The organism is Streptomyces sp. NPDC054956 (assembly GCF_053609185.1).
Genome location: NZ_JBSGXB010000128.1, coordinates 1 through 19,874 on the forward strand (window position 1 = coordinate 1; position 19,874 = coordinate 19,874).

Sequence of the window (19,874 nt, forward strand, 5' to 3'; positions counted from 1 at the left end):
GACCTCGCCGGCATCTACGACCTGACGCTCCTGAACAAGGTCCTCAAGGCCGCCGGCAAGCCCGAGGTCTCCGACGCCGGCCTCGGCGCCAAGTAACCACCCGACGTTCCCCGTCCCGATCTCCCAGGAGGTGACGACCATGGCCACCACGCTTGCCAAGGCTGCCGAGGGCACCGTTGCGGAGCAGACGCACGCCGCCCGCATCCAGCACGTCTCGAAGTCCTTCTCCGGCCCGGCCGGATCGCAGCTCGTCCTGGACGACATCAGCCTCGATGTCGCCCCCGGCGAGTTCGTCACCATCCTGGGTGCCTCGGGGTGTGGAAAGTCCACCCTGCTGAACCTGGTGGCGGGTCTGGACAAGCCGTCCGCGGGATCCATCGAGACCCCCGGCGGTCGTCCGGCGCTGATGTTCCAGGAGCACGCCCTCTTCCCGTGGCTCACCGCGGGCAAGAACATCGAACTCGCCCTGCGCCTGCGCGGGGTGGCCAAGGCCGAGCGCAAGCCGGAGGCCGAGCGGCTGCTCGAGCTGGTCCGGCTCGGCGGCGCCTACGGCAAGCGGGTCCACGAGCTGTCCGGCGGCATGCGCCAGCGCGTGGCCCTGGCCCGGGCGCTCGCCCAGGACAGCCAGCTCCTGCTGATGGACGAGCCGTTCGCGGCGCTCGACGCCATCACCCGGGACGTCCTGCACGGCGAGCTCACCCGGATCTGGGAGGAGACCAACCTCTCCGTCCTGTTCGTCACGCACAACGTCCGCGAGGCCGTACGGCTCGCCGAGCGCGTGGTCCTCCTCTCCTCCCGCCCCGGCCGGGTCGCGAAGGAATGGACCGTGGACATCCCGCAGCCGCGCCGCATCGAGGACGCGGACGTCGCGGAACTGTCCCTTGAGATCACTGAACACCTGCGTGGGGAGATCCGCCGCCATGGCCAGCACTGACATCAAGCCCTCGGGCAAGGCCACCAGCACCGACGATCTCGCCGGACTGGAGGCGGGCCTCGACGCGCTCGACGCCGTCCAGACCCACCGCACCCCGGTCCGCGAGGTCCTCGTCAAGAAGGTCCTCCCGCCGTTCCTGGCCGTCGGCCTGGTCCTGCTGGTCTGGCAGGTCCTGGTCTCGCTGAAGGTCACCGAGGAGACGAAGCTCCCCGCCCTGTCCGCGGTCTGGGACAGCCTGTCCGCGATGTGGCTCAAGGGCACGCTGCTGGAGGTCATCTGGACCAGCGTCTCGCGCGGTCTGCTCGGCTTCCTGCTGGCCCTGGCCATCGGCACCCCGCTCGGACTGCTGGTCGCCCGGGTGAAGTTCGTCCGCGCCGCGATCGGCCCGATCCTCCAGGGTCTGCAGTCGCTGCCCTCGGTCGCCTGGGTGCCGCCGGCGGTGCTCTGGTTCGGACTCAACGACGCGATGATGTACACCGTCATCCTGCTCGGCGCCGTCCCGTCCATCGCCAACGGCCTCGTCTCCGGCATCGACCAGATCCCGCCGCTGTTCCTGCGGGCCGGCCGCACCCTGGGCGCCACCGGCCTGAGCGGCGCCCGGCACGTGGTCATGCCGGCCGCGCTGCCCGGCTACCTGGCGGGCCTCAAGCAGGGCTGGGCCTTCTCCTGGCGCTCCCTGATGGCCGCCGAGATCATCGCCAGCTCCCCCGACCTGGGCCTCGGCCTCGGCCAGCTCCTGGAGAACGGCCGCAACAACATCGACCTGCCGGGCGTGTTCCTCGCGATCATCCTGATCCTGGTCGTCGGCATCGCCATCGACCTGCTGATCTTCAGCCCGATCGAGCGGTGGGTGCTGCGCACCCGCGGCCTGCTGGTCAAGTAGTCCCGTGTTCACCGCCCACGACGCCCGCCCGGCCGGCCCCCTCACCGGGGCCGGCGGGCCCGCCCTGCTGGTCATCGCCCACGGCAGCCGCGACCCGCGGCACGCGGCGACCGTGCACGCCCTCACCCGGCGGGTACGGGCGCTGCGGCCGGGGCTGCGCGTGGAGACGGCCTTCCTGGACTTCGACGGCCCGACCGTCGACCAGTCCGTGGCCTCCCTCTACCTGGCGGGCGTACGCGAGATCGTGGCCCTCCCGCTGCTCCTGACGCGGGCGTTCCACGCGAAGTCCGACATCCCGGCGGTCCTCGCCGGAGCCTCGTCCCACCTTTCGGACCTCTCGGTCCGGACGGCGGACGTCCTGGGCCCGTCCCCCCTGCTGCTGGCGAACCTCGAACGCCGCCTGTGGGAGGCCGGCCTCACCCCGGCGGACCGCGCCACCACCGGTGTGGTGCTCGCGTCCGCCGGTTCCTCGGACCCGGAGGCGATCGCAGTGATCGCTGAAACCGCGCGGGAGTGGCGGCTCACCGGTTGGTGCGCCGTGCGGCCTGCGTTCGCCTCCGCTGTTCTCCCCCGTACGGAAGATGCCGTACGGGCCCTGCGTGCGGAGGGCGTCCGCCGGATCGCCGTGGCCCCGTACGTCATCGCCCCCGGGCGGCTGCCGGACCGCATCGCCGCGGGTGCGGCGGCCGCCGGGGCGGACGTGGTGTCCGCCGTCCTGGGCCCCTCCCCGGAACTGGCCCGCCTGCTGCTGCGCCGCTACGACGCGGCCGCCGTCCGCCAGTCCCGCATCCCGGCCCTGACGGCGTAACCGCTGCGCGGGGCTCTTTCCCCCCACCCCGCCCCTTCCCGAAACCGGGTCCCGGCCCCCGGACCCCGCGCGGAGCCCCAGGGGTCCGGGCGGAGCCCCAGGGGTCCGGGCGGAGCCCGGGACCCCCTTCAGCCCGTCCGGCGTTTGAGGACCGGGTCCGGGCGGAGCCCGGGGAACGGTGGAAGGGTGGGTAGGGGACAGGTCCCGCAGGGTCGGGTTACCCCTACCCCCGATCCGCCAGCCTCCGTCATGGCCGCAGGCCACCCGCCCTCCGTAGCGTCGGAGACACGATCACCACGGGGTGGTCGACCGGCACGGAAGGCGACACACCATGGGGCTGCGGCGACGCAATCGACAGGCCGATCAGCAGTCGGGCCAGGCCGGCCACGTCGGCCGGGACGGATGGTGGTCCGAGCCGTCCTACGACGACACCGCCACCGCCCCCGCCCCCGCCGTGGAACTGCGCGGCATCCGCCGCCAGTACGGCCGCGGCCAGGCCACCGTCCACGCCCTGCGCGGCATAGACCTCGCCCTCCCCCGCGGCACGTTCACCGCCGTGATGGGCCCCTCCGGCTCCGGCAAGTCCACCTTCCTGCAGTGCGCCGCCGGGCTCGACCTGCCCACCGAGGGCTCCGTCCGCCTCGGCGGCACCGAGATCACCGGCATGAACGAGAACCAGCTCACCGAACTCCGCCGCAGCCGCCTGGGCTTCGTCTTCCAGGCCTTCAACCTCCTGCCCTCCCTCACCGTCGAGCAGAACGTCCTGCTCCCGATGCGCCTCGCCGGCGGCCGCCAGGACCGGGAGCGCGCCGCCGATCTGCTCGCCCGCGTCGGCCTGGAGGGCAAGGGCCGGCGCCGCCCCGCCGAGCTCTCCGGCGGCCAGCAGCAGCGCGTCGCCATCGCCCGGGCCCTGGTCACCCGGCCGGACGTGGTCTTCGCCGACGAGCCCACCGGCGCCCTCGACACCACCACCGCCGCCGAGGTGCTCGGCCTGCTCCGCGACGCCGTCGACTCCCTCGGCGCCACCGTCGTCATGGTCACCCACGACCCGGCCGCCGCCGCCCACGCCGACCAGGTGCTCTTCCTCGCCGACGGCCTCATCGCCGACCGGCTCCCGCGCAGCTCCACCGCCACCATCGCCGCCCGGATGACCGCCCTCACCGCCCCCGCACCGGCCTACGCGGGAGCGGCCGCCTGATGCTCTCGCGCCCCAACGGCCTGGCCCGCGCCGCGCTCCGCTTCCGTCCCGCCGCGTTCGCCGGCACCTTCATCGCCGTCCTGATGACCGTCGCCATCGTCTGTGCCTGCGGAATCCTGCTCGAAACCGGCGTACGGGCGAGCACCCCGCCGACCCGCTACGCCTCGGCCCCCGTCCTGGTCGCCGCCGACCAGAAGGTCACCCTGCGGGTGGGCAGCGGCGAGGGGGCCTACGAGGTCTCCGCGCAGGTCCCCGAGCACGCCCGGGTGGACGCCGGGCTCCTGGACCGGCTGGCCCCGCTGGGGCGGGCCGTGCCCGACCTGACGTTCCCCGTACGGGACGCGGCCGGCGCCGGCGCCGGCGCCGGAGGGGGAGCCGCGGCCGGCGCCCCGGCCGGCCGCACCTTCGACGCGTACGGCTGGGGCTCCACCGCCTTCAGCCCCGCGGAACTGCGCGCGGGCCGAGCCCCGGCGGCCCCGGGCGAGGTCGTCCTCGGCGGCGCCGACGGCCCCGGCCGGATCACCCTCGACACCCCCGCCGGCCGGCGGGAGTTCCAGGTCGTCGGCCGCACCGACCGCCCCGGCGCCTGGTTCTCCGACGCCGAGGCGCGCACCCTGTCCGGACACCCCGACGCGCTCGACGCCATCGCGGTCTTCGGGGCCGACGCCGAACGGGTCCGGGCCGCCGTGGACGGCCGCGCCGAGGTCCTGACCGGCGACGGCCGCGCCCTGGACCCGCAGCTCGCGGGCGCCAAGGAGCTGCTGACCGGCATCGGCGGCTCCTTCGGCGGCATCGCGGCCCTCGTCGCCGTCTTCACGGCCGCGGGCACCGTCGCGCTCTCCGTCGGCCAGCGCTCCCGCGAGTTCGCCCTGCTGCGCGCCGTCGGAGCCACCCCGCGCCAGATCCGCCGTACGGTCGCCACCGAAGCCCTGCTCGTCGCGCCGGCCGCGGGCGCGCTGGGACTCGTACCCGGCATCGCGCTCGCCTCCTGGTGGTTCGGACAGCTCAAGGAGAAGGGCGCCGTTCCGGCCGCCGCCGACCTGACCATCGGCTGGATCCCCCTGGCCGCCGCCGTCGGCACCGGACTCCTCACCGCCCTGTTCGCCGGCTGGGCCGCCGCCCGCCGCCCCGCCCGCATCCGGCCCGGGCAGGCCCTCGCCGCGGCCGCCGTGGAACGCCTGCGGCCCGGGTGGATCCGTACCCCGCTGGGCCTCGCCGCCGTGGCCGGCGGCACCGCCTGCGCGGGCCTCGCCGCCACCAGCAGCGGGCCCGACGCCGCCAACGCCGCGCTCGGCGTCGTCATGCTGTTCATGCTGGCCGTCGCCCTGCTCGGTCCGCTGATCGCCCGCGCCGGCGCCGCCCTCTTCGGGCTGCCCCTGCGCGCCGCCGGCGCCGCCGGCTCGCTGGCCGCCGCCAACTCCCGTACCAACGCCCGCCGCCTCGCCTCCGCGATCACCCCGATCGTGCTCGCCATGGCCTTCTCCTCCACCCTGGTCTTCCTCCACAGCAGCCAGGACCGGGCCGTGAGCCGGCAGCAGGAGGCCGGACTGATCGCCGACCACGTCATCACCGACCCGCGCGACACGGACCGGGCGGTCGCGGCCGGGGCGGTCGCGCTCACCCGCACCTCCGTCCTCGCGGTCGTCGGCTCCGGACCCGAGCGCCTGATCCACAACGCCTCCGTCCAGGGGGTCACCGGGGACATCACCACCGTCGAGGACCTGGGCGTGCTCTCCGGGGACCTCGCCCGGCTGGCCCCCGGCACGGTCGCCGTCGACCGGACCCTGGCCGAGGCCGATCGCGCCGCCGTCGGCGACCGCATCGAGCTGTACCTGCCGGACGGCACCCGGGCCGACCCGGAGATCGTGGCCGTCTACTCCCGCGGCCTCGGCCTGGGCGAGGTCACCCTCCCCGCCGCCGACCTGGCCGGCCACACCACCGCCGGCCGCCCCACGGAACTCCTGGTCCGCGGTCCGCTCCCCGCGGGCTCCGCCGCCGACTTCGGCCCGGCGCAGTCCGCGTCCGACTGGACCTCCGCGCGGAGCCTGGACCGCGAGGTCAACGCCTGGGCCAACACCACCATGGCGGCCGTCCTCGGCGGCTTCGCGGCCGTCGCCGCCGCCAACACCCTGGTGATGACCGTCCTCGACCGCCGCCGCGAACTGGGCATGCTGCGCCTGGTCGGCTCCACCCGCCGCCAGGTGCTGCGGATGCTCCGCTGGGAGGCCCTCCTGGTCAGCGGCATCGGCATCGTCCTCGGCTCGGCCATCGCCCTGACGACGCTGATCCCCCTGACGCAGTCGGTAACGGGCAGCGCGCCGTACATCCCACCCGTCGTCTACGTCTCCTTCGTGGCCGCCGCGGTGACCCTGACCCTGGCAGCCACCTCCCTCCCGGCCCACGCCACCCTCCGCCGCCCCCACTCCTGACCCACCACCCCACCCCCGCCCGAACGGTCACCCCGCCCCCGCCGGGCCAACCTCCCACCGGGCAGCCCCGGCGCCGCCGCGCAGATCCAGTCCCCCCCGGCGGCGCTTCCCGGCGGTAGCCGGGAGAGTGCGAGGTGCGGGGTCCGGTGCGGAGCCCGGGGCCTCCTCCAGCCCGTCCGGCGTTTGAGGACCGGGTCCGGGCCGGCCCGGGGAACGGTGGAAGGGCGGGGAGGGGCAGGCCCCGCGCAGCGGCCCATCCATGCCCCCGCGCAACGCCCCTATCACCCAACTGAGTTGGCCAGGCCGGTCGACGGGGTCAGAAGGAGGGAGGCGCCGGCACCCTCACCGCCTGACCTCCCTCCACGCCCCGACCCCGAGCTTCCCGGTGTTCCCCAGATCCACCGGCTGCGTCAGCCGCAGCTCCAGCCGCGCCGCGCCCGGCCGGGGCGTGACCACGAGCACCCACCCGTCCACCGCCGGCACGTTCGACTCCGTCACCAGGTTCCGCCACACCAGATACGTCACGGCGGCCCGCCCCGGCAGGACCGTCACCTTCTCCGGCGGCGCGTCCGCCCCCGTCGGACTCGACGTGATCCCGGCCGCGCCGTGGCCGACGGCCACGTCCACCGGGACGTTCGCCTTGTCCAGCAGCACGATCTCCGGGTACCCCTCCAACTCGTACGGCTGGTCCCCGCAGTTGAGCAACTGCACCGAATCCACGCGCAGGCCCATCGCCCCGTTGGCGTCCCCTTCGACGAGCTTCATCCCGCCCTCGGGACACGCTTCGGCGCGCGGAACCTTCGTCGACCGCGCCCCGACCGACGAAGTCGGCCCCGGCGCCGGTGCGGGCGCGGGCGGTGCCTCGCACCCCACGACCATCCCCATCAGCACGCCCACCCCGGCCACTACCCGCCCCCACCGCTTCGCGCTCATCCTCCGACCCTACGACCGCCTCCCGGCCCCCGGCTCGCGACGGCGGGAACCGAGGGTCTACCGGCGCCCCGGACACCCCAGGCCCGATCGACGAATCAACCCGAACCGCACCGGCCCCCGATCCACCGGCCGGTCCGCCGGGGCCGAAGGCCGACCGCGCCGAAAGACCGACCCGCTGGACAGGAGGCCACCCGGCCCCGACCACCCGGCCCCGACCAGCCGGTCCGGCCAGGACCCGGAGGCCACCCGAGCCGGGACCAACGGGTCCGCCGGGGCCGGGACCACTCGGCCCAGGCCCAGGCGCGGCACCACTCCGCCCGCCCCCAAGGCCACCCGAATCCAATTGGCCCGTCCGCCCCGCCCCATCGGCGCCTACCGTGCCCCCATGGACCGCACGCTCGCCGCCGACCTCGCCCGCCTACCCGAACTCCTCGACGCCGCCCGCGACGCAGCCGCCGAGGCCCTCGCGACCCTGGACGCGCGTCCCGTCGTACCGCCGCCCACGCCGGACCGGCCGCAGCGGCCCGAACCCCTCCCCGAGCGCGGCACGGGCACCGAAGCCGCCCTCGCCGCCTTCGCCGAGCGCTGGGCCCCGCGCCTGTCCGCCTCCGCCGGCCCCCGCTACCTCGGCTTCGTCACCGGCGGAGCCACCCCCGCCGCCCTGGCCGGCGACTGGCTCACCGCGGCCCACGACCAGAACTCCAACTCCGCGATGGACGGCGGCGGTCAGGACCTCGAGCGCGAGACCGTCGGCTGGCTCCGCGACCTCTTCCACCTCTCCGACGCCCACACCGGCACCTTCGTCAGCGGTGCCACGATGTCCAACACCACCGGCCTGGCCATCGCCCGCGAATGGCTCGGCGAACGCCTCGGCGTCTCCCCGGCCGAGGACGGCGCGGGCGCGCTCGGCCCCGTACGGGTCCTCTCCGGCGCCCCGCACTCCTCCATCGCCAAGGCCCTCTCGGTCCTCGGTCTCGGCCGCAACGCCCTGGTCCCCGTACCGACCCTGCCCGGCCGCGAGGCCGTCGACCCCGCCGCCCTGGAACGCGCGCTCGCCGACGCGCCCGGCCGCCCCGCCGTCGTCGTCGCCAACGCCGGCACCGTCAACACCGTGGACTTCGACGACCTCCGCGCCATCGCCGCCCTGCGCGAACGCCACGACTTCTGGCTGCACACGGACGCCGCGTTCGGCGCGTTCGCCGCGCTCTCCCCGGACCACGCCCACCTCACCGCCGGGCTCGACGCCTCCGACTCCGTCTGCGTCGACCTCCACAAGTGGCTCAACGTCCCCTACGACAGCGCCGTCCAGTTCACCCGCCGCCGCGACCTGCAGGCCCGCGTCTTCCAGAACGCCGCCGCCTACCTCGGCCCCCTCGGCGACCACCCCGACCTGGTCCACCTCACCCCGGAGAACTCCCACCGGCTGCGCGCGCTGGCCGCCTGGTTCACGCTCCGCGCGTACGGCCGCGAGGGCCACCGCGAGATCGTCGAACGCGACATCGCCTGCGCCCGCGCCCTGGGCGCGGCCCTCGCCGAGGACCCGGCCTTCACGGTCCTCGCCCCGGTCCGCCTGAACGTCGTCTGCTTCACCCTCGCCGCGGAGCCCACCGCGGCCCGGATCGAGGGCCTGCGTGAAGCGGTCGGCGCCGAAGTCTTCGTCACCCCCACGACGTACGCGGGAACCCCCGCCCTGCGCGCCGCGTTCTCCAACTGGCGCACCACGCAAGCGGATGTGCGCCGGGTCGCACAGGCGCTGAGTACGGCGGCGAAGGAGCTCGGATGACACCACAACCCCTGACGCTCATCGAGGTCGAGGCCCTGGCCCGCGCCGCGCACGAGGGCCAGACCGACAAGGCCGGCCGGCCGTACGCGGAGCACCTCGCGGCCGTGGCCGAGGGCGTCCGCGCCCGCGGCGGCACCGCCGAACAGCAGGCGGCGGCCTGGCTCCACGACTCCATCGAGGACGACGCGCTGAGCCCCGCCTGGCTGGAAGCCGCCGCCCTGCCCCCGCCGGTCAAGGCCATGGTCCTGGCGCTCACCAAACGCCCCGGGGAACCGGTCGAGGAGTACGCGGCCCGCATCCTCGCCACCCCGGGCGCCCGCCTGGTCAAGGAAGCGGACCTCGCACACAACGCGGACCCGGTCCGCCTCGCGGTCCTCGACGCACCCACCCGGGAGCGGCTGTCCGCGAAGTACGCCTATGTCCGCTCGCTCCTCGGCATCGCCGCGCCCTGACGCAAACGCGCCACTTCCGATTCGTCACGGGGCGGATAGCCGGGGCCTGTTGGTGGGAGGATGGACCATGTGGGGGTACGCACGGCCGTGCCCCGGGCCGACCAGGGGACGACCGAAGGTGTGATCAGAAGTGGCCATTTCGCTGTCAGTAGTGGTTCTGTTGGCGATCATCCTCGTGGTGCTCGTCCGCGGTAACCACCTCAAGGCCGGCCCCGCGGTCGTCGCGGTCCTCTTCGGCTTCTTCCTCGCGTCCAGCTCCATCGCCCCGGACGTCAACCGCTTCCTGAACTCCCTCGCGGACACGATCGCCGGCATCAAACTCTGACGGCCGGCAGCGGCAGCGGCGATCACCCGATCGCCGCCCCCGCCCCGCCGGACCGGCCTCGGCCACTGTGCGGTCGAAGCCCCGGGAACGACGAAGGGCCAGGTCGAGGAAACATCCTCTGACCTGGCCCTTTGTGCTTCGGAGCGGGTGACGGGAATCGAACCCGCGTAGCTAGTTTGGAAGATCGCGTACGCACTTGCCCGCTGACCTGCCAAGCCCCTGACCTGCGCGCCCCCACCCGCCTCCCCGGCATTCCCCGTGGCTCCCCGCAGAAGCCCTCCGGTTCGGGCACGCGGGGGACACGGCCCGCTGAGCCCTGGGGGAGAGCCGGGGCGAGCGGTATACGCGGTTGCGGCACATCCCTGCCGCATCGCAGGATGCCAGCCAGGGAGGGGCTATGGAACGACATGAGTTGATGAGACTGCTGGCCGGTGACGACGCGGCATCCAAGGCTGCTCTGGCGGCACTCGCTGGCGGCGGCGAATACTTCGTTCAAGAGGACTGGATTGTGTCCTCGGAAGTCCATGCCCAAGTCCTGACGAACCGATTTCGGAGCATGCAGAGGAGGGGCATGGAAACCCTGGGGGTGGAGCGAGCGGTGCAACTCCTCAGTGACCGCGCCCAGCCGATCCTCAACGGACTAGTCAGAGCCTCCGATGGGTCGTGGAACTTTAAGTTCTTCCTCACGGAAGACGGCGGCGCACTGGTGACCTGCCTCGGCATACGGCGGCCCGATAGGCGCCCGTCGCAGGAGTCCGGTCCGCGGGCTCAGACGTCGCCCTGAAGGCGCTCAAGGCCTTCCATGAACGCATTGTGGAAGGCAAGCTCCGCGGCCCGACAGGGCGCGGTGATGAACATCCTCTGCGCCACGCTGAGATCGCATCCGACCACCTGCATGGTCACCATGACCGCGTCCACACCGTCACAGCCGATCTCCTTCAAGAACTTCTGTAGAGCCCCGCCGTCGTGGTTCTCCGCCCACACGGGCCGCGCCGTCACGGCCAGGTCGGCTATGCGAGCCTTGCGCTCCGCGTCCACAGCGGTACCCCTTCTTGCGTCGGCCAGGCGGTCAGGGTGGCGCCGGGCGCGGCTAGCGACTGACAGGAATCTCGTAGACGATCTCGCAGAGCGCGGACGGGACGACGATGTCCGCCGTCTCGACGGGCTGTCCCTCGTCGCTGTAGTACGTCCGCCGGATGTGCGTGACCAGAGCGGCCTTCTGGATCCCGAGGAGTGATGCCTCCTCGGCTGTCGCCTGCCGCGGCTCCGGCTGCTCCACGGCGTGGCTGACCGTGATCCCGATCTCGGCCATACGGTTCACGACGCCAACACCGGCGTGCGGCCCACCCTCAGGCAGTACAACGAGCGTGCCGGCGGTGAGCTCGTACGGCTCCCAACTCGTCGACAGCTGCACCGGCCGGCCATCGGCAAGGAACTCGTACACCGTGCGCACGCACAGCTCCCCAGCACCGATACCGAGACGCGCGGCGATCTCGGCCGGCGCGGGAACCTTCGCCTCGGTCCGACTCTCCCAGTTCCCCTGCCTGCCCAAGGCCTGCATGTCTGCACGGAACGGCGAACCACCCGGCTGCTCACGCGCCGACGACCGAACGACCCGCACGCGCTGCCGAGGCTGCGCGACGTACGTACCCGAGCCCGCTCGGCCCTCCAGCACACCCTGGGAGATCAACAGCTCCTGCGCCCGGCGGACGACGTTCTCGCCGACGCCGCACTCTTCAGCGATCTGGGTCCGTGAGGGGAGCCGGTCGCCAGGTGTCCACTCGTGCTCCGCGATCCGCTGCCGCAGTACGTCGGCGATGCGGAGATAAGGCGGCTGCTCAGGCATGTAGAAAATCTAGTCCACTAGCTCTAATCTAGTTAACTAGCTTCACTCAACGTGTTCACTCGGCGACGGAGGCCCTCGGTGCCCGCTTCGGAAACAAGGGCCGAGGGCATCGCCGCCCGACTGTCCGCCTTGGGACTGATCACACGAGTGGGGCAGCACGCCCGATACACGTCGATCGAAGCGGAGGTACCGGAAGCGCTGCCCGCCGATTCGTGGCGGGAGGTCCTGGAGGTAGTAGCGGAGGCCGACCGATTCGGCCTCCTCGCCAGCAGCTTGACCGGCCGCACCCTCTGGGCCGCCGTACGCAAAGCGGTCCCCGCGACGGGCGACGTCCGGGGACCTGGCCATCAGCGATAGGAGTTGATCAGCGTGTTGAACCGTGCGACTCCCAAGGTCACCTCAAGCCCGGCGAACGTCTCCCCTCCGAGGCCCAACTAGCGGCCCGCTACAAGGTCAGCACGCCCACACTCCGAAACGCCCTCGCGCTCCTCCAGGGCGAAGGCCTCGTGGAGAAGATCCACGGCAACGGCAACTTCGTCCGCCACCCGCTCCGCAGAATCACGTACACCGGCGGCGGATCCACGCCGAGCGTCCAGCCGGACGAACCCCTCCACGCCACGGTCCGCACGACCCGCCTCCAAGCACACGGCTACCTGACCGCCCTCCTCAAGGTCACGCCCCGCAGCCCCCTGACGGAGTTCTTCTGCATCACCCACGAGGGGAAGTCGCCGCACAGCCTGGCCCGCATCTACATGCCCCGCGACCTGGCGCCGACAGGCATCCCAGCCGGACTGTTAGCCACACGCCTGGCAGAACTGCGCCCACCACTGGCCGAAGTCCAGGAAACAGTCAGCACCCGCCTCCCCACCCCGGACGAAGCGACGACCCTCCGCATCAGCGCGACCCTGGCCGTCCTCTCGATCACCCGCGTGGCATCCGACACCACCGGTCGCGTGGTCGAGGCGGCCCTCCTGGTGCTCCCTGGCGACCGCGCGGAAGCCGTCTTCACCACCCACCCCACGACCGCACCCAGGAGGCCGACGACATGACACCCCACAACGAACTGCGACTCCTGCCGTGGTCAGGCCCGGAAGGCAAACCCTGCTTCCTGAGCGCCGACGACAACGCCGGCTACCTATCCCGCCTCGCAGACAACGCCGAGGCATTGCAGCTCGGCCTGGGCTCCGAGCTCTTGGACCACGCCCTCGAATTCCTCGCCGACCCGGAAGCCGACTCGGACGAACTCCGCCTCCTGGCAACGGACCTGACGGGCGCCCTCCGAGACGCAGTCCGCGTAGCAACCAGCCGCGGCCATCGCCTACCGATACCAGTTGCCTCCACCCCAGGAGAACGTACTGGCGGACCTTGCTGGCCAGCCTCCTTCGTCTAGCAGCACCGCGCATCAACGGCAGCGAAGCCTTAAGTGTTGTCTGGGGCTTCGCTGCTTTCGATGGGGACTGGCAAACGACTCTCGGAGCACCGGTGCCTCCCCGGCAGTAATTGCCTGTAAACCACTTAGCTTGGCGCTTAACTGGACTCTGGCCGATAGCGCATGTTCGTGAATGGCCATTTCTCAACCTTTGGCTGAATCTATATCCCTTAAGGCGGCCAAGTTCCGTTAATAATCCACGTTTACATCGCCATAAATTACGCTTACGGCCACAGGCGCTCTTGATCTTGCTGTTGTGGCGGTCAAGACTTGCCCCTGCCGTGGCGCCCGCACGACCGAGCTGGGCGCTTTCATATTCTGTGGGGGTGGCAGTGTTTACTGCCGTGAGGTTTCGCACCCGCCTGCTCGTCATGGCTGTGGTGCTGGCCGTCTTGGCCGGTGGCGGATGGCTGGCTGCACTCCAAGTGCGCCAGTCGCAGGACAGAGGGTCGGGTATCGGCCCGGAGCCGGCTGCGCATCAGGAGCCGATGTCGCTGAAGGAGCGGCGCAAACAAACTGCATCTGGCAATACTGAAGGTCAGATGGGTGCGGTGGAGCCGCCCGCAGTCAAAGGGCAGGCCGCTGGGGCCGCGCCGGCGGGTTCCCCGTCGCGTCAGTCCGCGAAAGTGCAGGCCGGGGCGGGCGATGAAATCGGTAACCCTTCCCGTAGGCACGGCTACGACAGTGCCGGGAACATCATTTCCTGGAATGAGACAATAAATTCGCCCATCCGCCCGCAAAGCAATTCTGGCGCTGTCGTTCCCGGTGAAACTATTACTGTTGCCGTCGATATCGACTGGCTTTACGCTTCGGGTGGCGCTTCTTCCGGAGCGCGGACAGCCAAGATTACCTGGGGTATGAACCCGTGCTCTACTGTCAGTTTCGGTGACATCGGTACGGAATACGATTTCAAGCAAGTTCTCACGGTGTACGGATCTTCTGACCAGAAGCCCGTACGAGTCGCGGCGAAGTTTGTCGTGCCGGACGTGAGGTGCCAGGGCAATCCAAACCTGCGGCTCTATGTCACGCCGGTCATCGAGATCGAGGGATCCACGCGGGCTCCCGAGCGCACCGTGCAGTTTCTTAGGAGCGTCGGTTTCCAGGTGGTCCCGTCGCGTCCTGGAACGTCGGTGCGGGGTGGGTGTAATGACGTCAGTGGAAGTCCCCGGACCGAGGGTTTGCGTGCGGACCCGGTCAACACGGCGACGGGCGCTTTCAGTGAGTGCTTCACCGATGTGACAGTCCCCGGGTCTGGAATCCCATTCTCAGCCAAGCGGACCTATTCCTCGGACATCGATACGGCCGGGTATCTCGGTAAGGGCTGGGTCCTCCCCTGGGAGTCCCGGCTGGAGATCAAGAGCGGCGGCGACGTCGTCCTGCACGCCGAGGGAGGGTCGCAGCATCCCTACACGAAGACCGGGAATAGCTTCACGGCCCCCGGTTGGGCGCGGTCCAAGCTTGCCGTTGACGGCTCCGGCTACAGATTGACCACCCCTGACCAGCGCTCACTCGGCTATGACAGTGCGGGGCGCCTTACGTCGATCAAGGACCGCTCCGACCAAGGGCTGACCGTTGTCTACACCGGCACACAGCCCACGGCAATCAAGGACGCCGCCGGCCGCACCGCGATCCTGAGCTACACCGGTCCGCTCCTGTCGCGGATCACCCTTGAGGATGGTCGGCATGTCGACTACAGCTACACCGGTTCACTGCTGACCGGTGTGACCGCTCTCGACGGCGGGGTGGAGGCCTACGGGTACGACGCGTCCGGGCGCCTCGACAAGGTCACCGACGCTCTGGGCCGCACCCGTGTCGTGAATGTGTACGGCGCGGATGGCCGCATGGCTTCGCAGACCGATGCCCTGGGCAAGGTGACCCAGTTCAAGTACACGGAAGCGGGCGCATACAAGCAGACCGACACCATCACTCCCGACGGGGCCGTGTGGACCGATCTCTACGGCGGGAACGTCCTGGTCAAGCAGCTTGATCCGTTCGGGAACCTGACCCGCTACGGATACGACAGCAACTTCAACAGGATCAACACCTTTGACGCCGAGGGGCGCTTCCGGTCGTGGAGTTATGACACCGCCGGGCGGATGACCGAGTCGGCTGGCCTGGAGAGTTCGGAGTCCTGGTCGTACGACTCCGCCGGGAACATCTCCCGACGTACCGACGGAACCTACAACACCACCGCTTTCGGTTACGACGCCCGCAACCGCCTCACCTCGGTGAAGGACCCTCTCGGAAACACCCAGACCTACACCTACACCCCAGCGGGGCTGCGTGAGACGGCGACCTCCGCGCGGGGCAAGGCGACCAGGTACACCTACGGCGCCGCCGGGAACATGGAGTCGGTGACCACTGCCACGGGCGGGAAGTCGACGTACACCTACTACCCGTCGGGGCAGGTGAAGACGGTCATCGAGGCCCGCGGCAATACGGCCGGCGCGGATCCGGCCAAGTACACCACCACCTTCACCTACGATCCGGCCGACCGGGTCCAGAGCGTCACCGACGCGCGCGGCAACAAGACCGCGTACGAATACGACCTGGCCGGGAACCTGAAGAAGGTCACCGACGCCAAGGCGCGGGTGACCTTTTACGAGTACGACAACGCGGGCCGGCCGATTAGGGTCACCGATCCGGCGGGCAAGACCACTGCGACTGAGTACGACGCGATGGGCCAGGTCACCTCGGTCACCGACCGCACCGGCGCGAAGACGACCTACGCCTACGACAAGGCCAGCCGTCAGATCGAGATGGTCACCGCGCGCGGCAACGCCACGGGCGCGACCAAGGCCGACTACACGTGGAAGTACGGGTACGACAAGGTCGGCAACCGCAAGACGGTCACCGACCCCAAGGGCAAGACCACCGCGTTCACCTGGAACGCGGACAACCGCCCGCTGACCACAACCAACCCGCTGGGCCTCACCCGCAAGGTCGAGTACGACGGTAGCGGCCGTGTCCTGCGCACCTATGACGGGCTCGGCTACGGCACCACGCTTGCCTACGACAGTGCAGGCCGCCTGGCCACCTCCACGACCGCCTACCGCGCTGCCACCACCTACGGCTACGACGCCGACGGCAACCTCACCTCTACGCTTTCCCCCCAGGGGGAACGCACCACCTATGGCTACGACGACGACAGCCGCCGCAGCAGCATGGTCGACCCGCGCGGCAATACGGCGGGTGCGGATCCGGCGAAGTACACGTGGAGTTACGGCTACGACCTCGCTGGGCGACCGACGTCGGTAACCGATCCGCTGGGGCAGTCCTCCACGACCGGGTACGACCCGGTGGGCAACATCGCCTTCGCTAAGGACGCCCGGGGCCAGCAGACCCTCTTCGGCTACGACGAACTCAACCGCCAGACTGAGGTCACCAACCCCGACGGCGGCGCCACCCTCACCGGCTACAACACGGCCGGACAACTGGAGACGATCACTAACGCCAACAAGCACGTCACCACCTACGGTTATGACGCCGAGGGCCGGGTGACGTCGGTGAAGAACCCGCTGGGCAAGACAGTCTCCTACGGCTACGACGCCGAGGGCCACCGTACGCAGGTGACCAACGCGCGCGGGCAGAAGATCACCACAACGATCGACGCCCTAAGCCTGCCCACCCAGGTCACCTACTCCGACGGCACCCCGACCGTCACCTACACCTACGACGACGCCAGCCGCATCAGCACCGTCACCGACGCCACAGGGACCCGCACCGCCGCATACGACAAGGCGAACCGCGTCACGAGCATCACCTCACCCGGCGCCGCAAACCCCTTCACCTACAGCTGGTACAACGACGCCACTCTCAAATCCCGGAGCTACCCCGACGGCCGTCGCACCGACTACACCTACGACAACAACAACCGGATCACGGAACAGATCGTCGACGGAAAGAAGACCAGCTACGGCTACGACCCCGCCGGCAACCCGACCTCCGTCACCCTGCCCACCACCACCGCCCGCAGCGAAACCCGCACCTACGACCAGGCGGGCCGCCTCGCGACCCTGACCACCCCCGCAGGGGCCCGCGCTTTCGGCTACGACGAGAACAACCGCCTCACCAGCGACACCCCCACAACGGGCACACCCACCCGCTACTCCTACGACAACACCGGACGCCTCGCCCGCACCTGCACCGACACATCCGCCACCTCGTGCCTGACCGGCACCGACGGCACCTCCTACGCCTACGACCCGGTCGGCAATCTCGCCACCACCAAGTCGCCCGCGAGTACCACTACCCGTACCTACGATGCCGCTGACCGGCTCACCGCGGCCACCACCGGCACCACCACGACGCCGTTCGCCTACGACGAGGACGGCAACCAGACCGGCGACGGCAACGAGACCTACACCTACGATCCCGTCGGCCGGATCAAGACCGCGAAGATCGCTGCCGACACCTATGCCTTCGGCTACGACTCCGACGGCAACCGCACCACCACCAGCAAAAACGGCACCCTGGCCAGCACCTCCCGCTGGGACATCAACAACCCCCTGCCGCAACTGGCCACTGACACCAGCGCGGCAGGCACCCTCCTCGCCGACTACCAGTACGACCCCGACGGCACGGCCCGCTCCATGAACCGCACCGCGGGCACCTACTACTTCACACAAGACCGGCAGAAGTCCGTCAGTACCGTCTATGACGCCGCTGGCACCGACAACTACCGCTACACCTACGACCCCTGGGGCCAGAGCACCGGCACCTCCACCATCACCGGCGGCCAGAGCAGCCCCTTCGGCTACACGGGCCAATACAAAGACCAGACCCTCCCTGACCGCCTCCAGCTCCGTGCCCGCTCGTACGACCCCACTCAGGGCCGATTCACCTCCACCGACCCCGTCCCCGCGCCCATCGGCAGCCCCAACAGCTCCGCCTACAACTACGCCAACAACGACCCCCTCAACCTCTCCGACCCCTCCGGCGCCTGCCCCATGTGCATCGGCGCGGGAATCGGAGCCGCCTTCGGCGCCGGCATCTACACCCTCACCCACCAAGGCGACTTCAACTGGCGCGACTTCGCCGTAGCCACCGGCACAGGCGCCGCCATCGGAGCCGGCGCAGCCTTCCTCGCCCCCGCCGGCGCCACGGTCGCCACCAGCCTCGGCCTCACCGGCGGTCGTGCCTTCGCAGGGGAAGCGCTGACCAACGCAGGTGTCGGCGCCGCCTATACCTGGGCCGTCAACACCGCCCAGTGCCTACCCACCACACCCGGAGACCTCCTCCTGGGCGCCGCTGCAGGATCTGGTGGTTCCCTCATAGGAGCTGGTTGGCAGAAGCTCCGCGGGCTCCTCCAGCCATCGGCACAAGTCCACACGATGGTCGGATACACATACAACATGGTCACCAACCCGGGACCGCTGGCTCAAATGCGCAACAATCCTGCCGCAAACTTCCGTAGCGGCCAGTACAATGCGTACACGCTCCCGGAAGATACGATCTTCTATCGGGGTGGCGATAGCAGCGGCAGTCATCTTGGGCAGTGGTTCACTCGTAACCCCCCGGCAGGTGAGATGGAAGTTCGTGTCGATTCAGCCGTTAAGCATATCTGGCAGGATGGCGCGGGTCGTATCACCGGCACGTCAGTCATCGACGCTGTCTACACTGTCAAGATCCCCGCTGGGACGACGGTCTACGGCGGCCCAGTGGCAACCCAGGGTGGCATGTATTCGGGGGGCGGATACCAGTACTTCATCCCTGAACCCTGGCTTATCGACGGCGTCGAATTCGTAGCGAAGGCGCAACTAAGGTGACGGAAATCGCAACAAAATACGGGCAGGCCGTTCAGGACCTTCGATGGGTCGTGCGCGAACTCGAAAACGAGGAAGACGGGCAGGCGCGGATCTGGCATTCTAATTTTCGCGAGCTCCTGGAAGCTGCCGAATCGCATCAGGATGACCCGCAGCGTGCACTGACGGCGATCCATGATGTCTTGGAATCGTTCTATCGTCCCGGCAGGAACCTCAGCGACTTCCATTTCTGGCGCGGAGACCAGGAATCAAATCGACGAAGGAACCGGGAGTGGAAGCTCCGAATGGATGCACTCTGGGAAGCGTAAGCACCTCTGGTGCGACAGTAAGGAGAGAGGTTAGAAACGGCTCATTGATTTTTATCCGTGGGTAAAGATCTAGCCTTCATCTTTCGTAACGGCCCGTCGGTTCTGGCGGGCCGTTACGGTCTACTGAAGGCGTATTCGAGATCGAACCTGCGCCCAGACGCCTGCCAGAGACGGTCGACATCCCCAGCCGTTGCATTGGTGCCGGGCCGCCAAAGCCGGATCGGCCGGGAGTTGCAGTCCAAGCGCAGGCGCTCAACCTGGAGACGGGTAACTGCGCCTTCGATGACGGGCAGTTGGCTTTCTGGTCGTCGGACCAGGCCGGGCGACGGACCAGCAGAGGGTGGAGCAGGTTGCGGGCCGGAGCCTCGGCGCACCCATAGTGCGTGGTGTCGGTCACTGTGGTGATCGCCGGGGCGGGCCAAGTGGCGGGATCCTCAAACTTGAACTCCGACCCGCGCTTGGGTTTGCGTGCTGAGATCCATGCGAGATGTGGATCTCACAGACTGCGGGTGGGACTTCAGCTCCCTGCTTCGGGTGGCCTTCCCGGTTGAGGGGCGTGGCACCACGTGAGCCGTGATGAGCAAAGGTGCTGACCCGAGCGCCTCCAGTTTTCCGCTGTAAGTCTCCACCAGCGCCAGCCACAGCCGACCTGCTGTCATCCCGTCTGCCGTCGACCCACACAGAGTGATAGCGGGGCAGGTTTCTGGGGCCCAGGTGGAGCGCCCTGCTGGACGAACGACCTGGGCCCCAGAAGCCTGGTCTGCTATGGCTTGCCTGGGTC

16 protein-coding genes are annotated in these 19,874 nt (G+C 70.0%); 13 read left to right on the plus strand and 3 right to left on the minus strand.

Going from position 1 to position 19,874, the window contains the following annotated elements:
• The first annotated feature begins 139 nt into the window (after positions 1–139).
• The 5 genes from ACWGDE_RS20710 (at position 140) to ACWGDE_RS20730 (ending at position 6,252) form a co-directional block, all read left to right on the plus strand.
• Positions 140–934, plus strand: a complete 795-nt coding sequence (locus tag ACWGDE_RS20710) for an ABC transporter ATP-binding protein (RefSeq protein ID WP_453390459.1) — start codon at positions 140–142, stop codon at positions 932–934.
• Positions 921–1,817 (plus strand): ABC transporter permease, encoded by an 897-nt coding sequence (locus ACWGDE_RS20715; protein ID WP_453390460.1) that lies wholly within the window; start codon positions 921–923, stop codon positions 1,815–1,817. The genes ACWGDE_RS20710 and ACWGDE_RS20715 overlap by 14 nt, the downstream gene beginning before the upstream one ends.
• 4 nt (positions 1,818–1,821) lie before the next feature.
• Positions 1,822–2,625, plus strand: a complete 804-nt coding sequence (locus ACWGDE_RS20720) for a sirohydrochlorin chelatase (RefSeq protein ID WP_453390461.1) — start codon at positions 1,822–1,824, stop codon at positions 2,623–2,625.
• A 331-nt stretch (positions 2,626–2,956) separates the two neighbouring features.
• Positions 2,957–3,823 carry an ABC transporter ATP-binding protein gene (locus ACWGDE_RS20725; RefSeq protein ID WP_453390462.1) on the plus strand — a complete coding sequence of 289 codons (867 nt, stop codon included), beginning with the start codon at positions 2,957–2,959 and terminating at the stop codon, positions 3,821–3,823.
• Positions 3,823–6,252, plus strand: a complete 2,430-nt coding sequence (locus ACWGDE_RS20730) for an ABC transporter permease (RefSeq protein WP_453390463.1) — start codon at positions 3,823–3,825, stop codon at positions 6,250–6,252. The genes ACWGDE_RS20725 and ACWGDE_RS20730 overlap by 1 nt, the downstream gene beginning before the upstream one ends.
• A 342-nt stretch (positions 6,253–6,594) precedes the next feature.
• Here the strand turns inward: ACWGDE_RS20730 and ACWGDE_RS20735 are convergent, their stop codons facing one another.
• The gene (locus ACWGDE_RS20735; RefSeq protein WP_453390464.1) at positions 6,595–7,185 is read right to left on the minus strand and encodes a DUF4232 domain-containing protein; all 591 of its coding nucleotides are present in this window, start codon (positions 7,183–7,185) and stop codon (positions 6,595–6,597) included.
• A gap of 385 nt (positions 7,186–7,570) precedes the next feature.
• Between ACWGDE_RS20735 and ACWGDE_RS20740 the strand changes: the two genes are divergently transcribed.
• From ACWGDE_RS20740 to ACWGDE_RS20750, 3 genes are all read left to right on the plus strand, one after another.
• Positions 7,571–8,968, plus strand: a complete 1,398-nt coding sequence (locus ACWGDE_RS20740) for a pyridoxal phosphate-dependent decarboxylase family protein (protein WP_453390465.1) — start codon at positions 7,571–7,573, stop codon at positions 8,966–8,968.
• A complete protein-coding gene (locus tag ACWGDE_RS20745) occupies positions 8,965–9,420 on the plus strand; it encodes an HD domain-containing protein (protein WP_453390466.1) in 456 nt (151 codons plus the stop codon). Before ACWGDE_RS20740 ends, ACWGDE_RS20745 begins: the two co-directional genes overlap by 4 nt.
• Before the next feature lie 130 nt (positions 9,421–9,550).
• Complete coding sequence (locus tag ACWGDE_RS20750; protein ID WP_112446551.1) at positions 9,551–9,745, plus strand: hypothetical protein; 195 nt, start codon at positions 9,551–9,553, stop codon at positions 9,743–9,745.
• Between the two features lie 768 nt (positions 9,746–10,513).
• Here ACWGDE_RS20750 and ACWGDE_RS20755 read toward each other — a convergent pair.
• Together ACWGDE_RS20755 and ACWGDE_RS20760 are read right to left on the minus strand one after the other, a co-directional pair.
• Positions 10,514–10,783: a hypothetical protein gene (locus ACWGDE_RS20755; protein WP_453390467.1), complete on the minus strand. Its 270-nt coding sequence runs from the start codon at positions 10,781–10,783 to the stop codon at positions 10,514–10,516.
• 52 nt (positions 10,784–10,835) lie between these two features.
• Positions 10,836–11,591 (minus strand): GntR family transcriptional regulator, encoded by a 756-nt coding sequence (locus ACWGDE_RS20760; RefSeq protein WP_453390468.1) that lies wholly within the window; start codon positions 11,589–11,591, stop codon positions 10,836–10,838.
• 78 nt (positions 11,592–11,669) lie between these two features.
• Here ACWGDE_RS20760 and ACWGDE_RS20765 point away from each other — a divergent pair, with 78 nt between their 5' ends.
• The 5 genes from ACWGDE_RS20765 to ACWGDE_RS20785 all read left to right on the plus strand — a co-directional run bounded on the left by ACWGDE_RS20765 (position 11,670) and on the right by ACWGDE_RS20785 (position 19,093).
• Positions 11,670–11,948, plus strand: coding sequence for a hypothetical protein (locus ACWGDE_RS20765; RefSeq protein ID WP_453390469.1), 279 nt, complete (start codon positions 11,670–11,672; stop codon positions 11,946–11,948).
• Positions 11,945–12,640, plus strand: coding sequence for a GntR family transcriptional regulator (locus ACWGDE_RS20770; protein WP_453390473.1), 696 nt, complete (start codon positions 11,945–11,947; stop codon positions 12,638–12,640). Before ACWGDE_RS20765 ends, ACWGDE_RS20770 begins: the two co-directional genes overlap by 4 nt.
• Positions 12,637–12,981 (plus strand): hypothetical protein, encoded by a 345-nt coding sequence (locus ACWGDE_RS20775; protein ID WP_453390470.1) that lies wholly within the window; start codon positions 12,637–12,639, stop codon positions 12,979–12,981. The genes ACWGDE_RS20770 and ACWGDE_RS20775 overlap by 4 nt, the downstream gene beginning before the upstream one ends.
• A gap of 410 nt (positions 12,982–13,391) precedes the next feature.
• The gene (locus ACWGDE_RS20780; RefSeq protein ID WP_453390471.1) at positions 13,392–18,788 is read left to right on the plus strand and encodes a DUF6531 domain-containing protein; all 5,397 of its coding nucleotides are present in this window, start codon (positions 13,392–13,394) and stop codon (positions 18,786–18,788) included.
• A complete protein-coding gene (locus tag ACWGDE_RS20785) occupies positions 18,785–19,093 on the plus strand; it encodes a hypothetical protein (RefSeq protein WP_453390472.1) in 309 nt (102 codons plus the stop codon). Before ACWGDE_RS20780 ends, ACWGDE_RS20785 begins: the two co-directional genes overlap by 4 nt.
• The last annotated feature ends 781 nt before the right edge of the window (positions 19,094–19,874 follow it).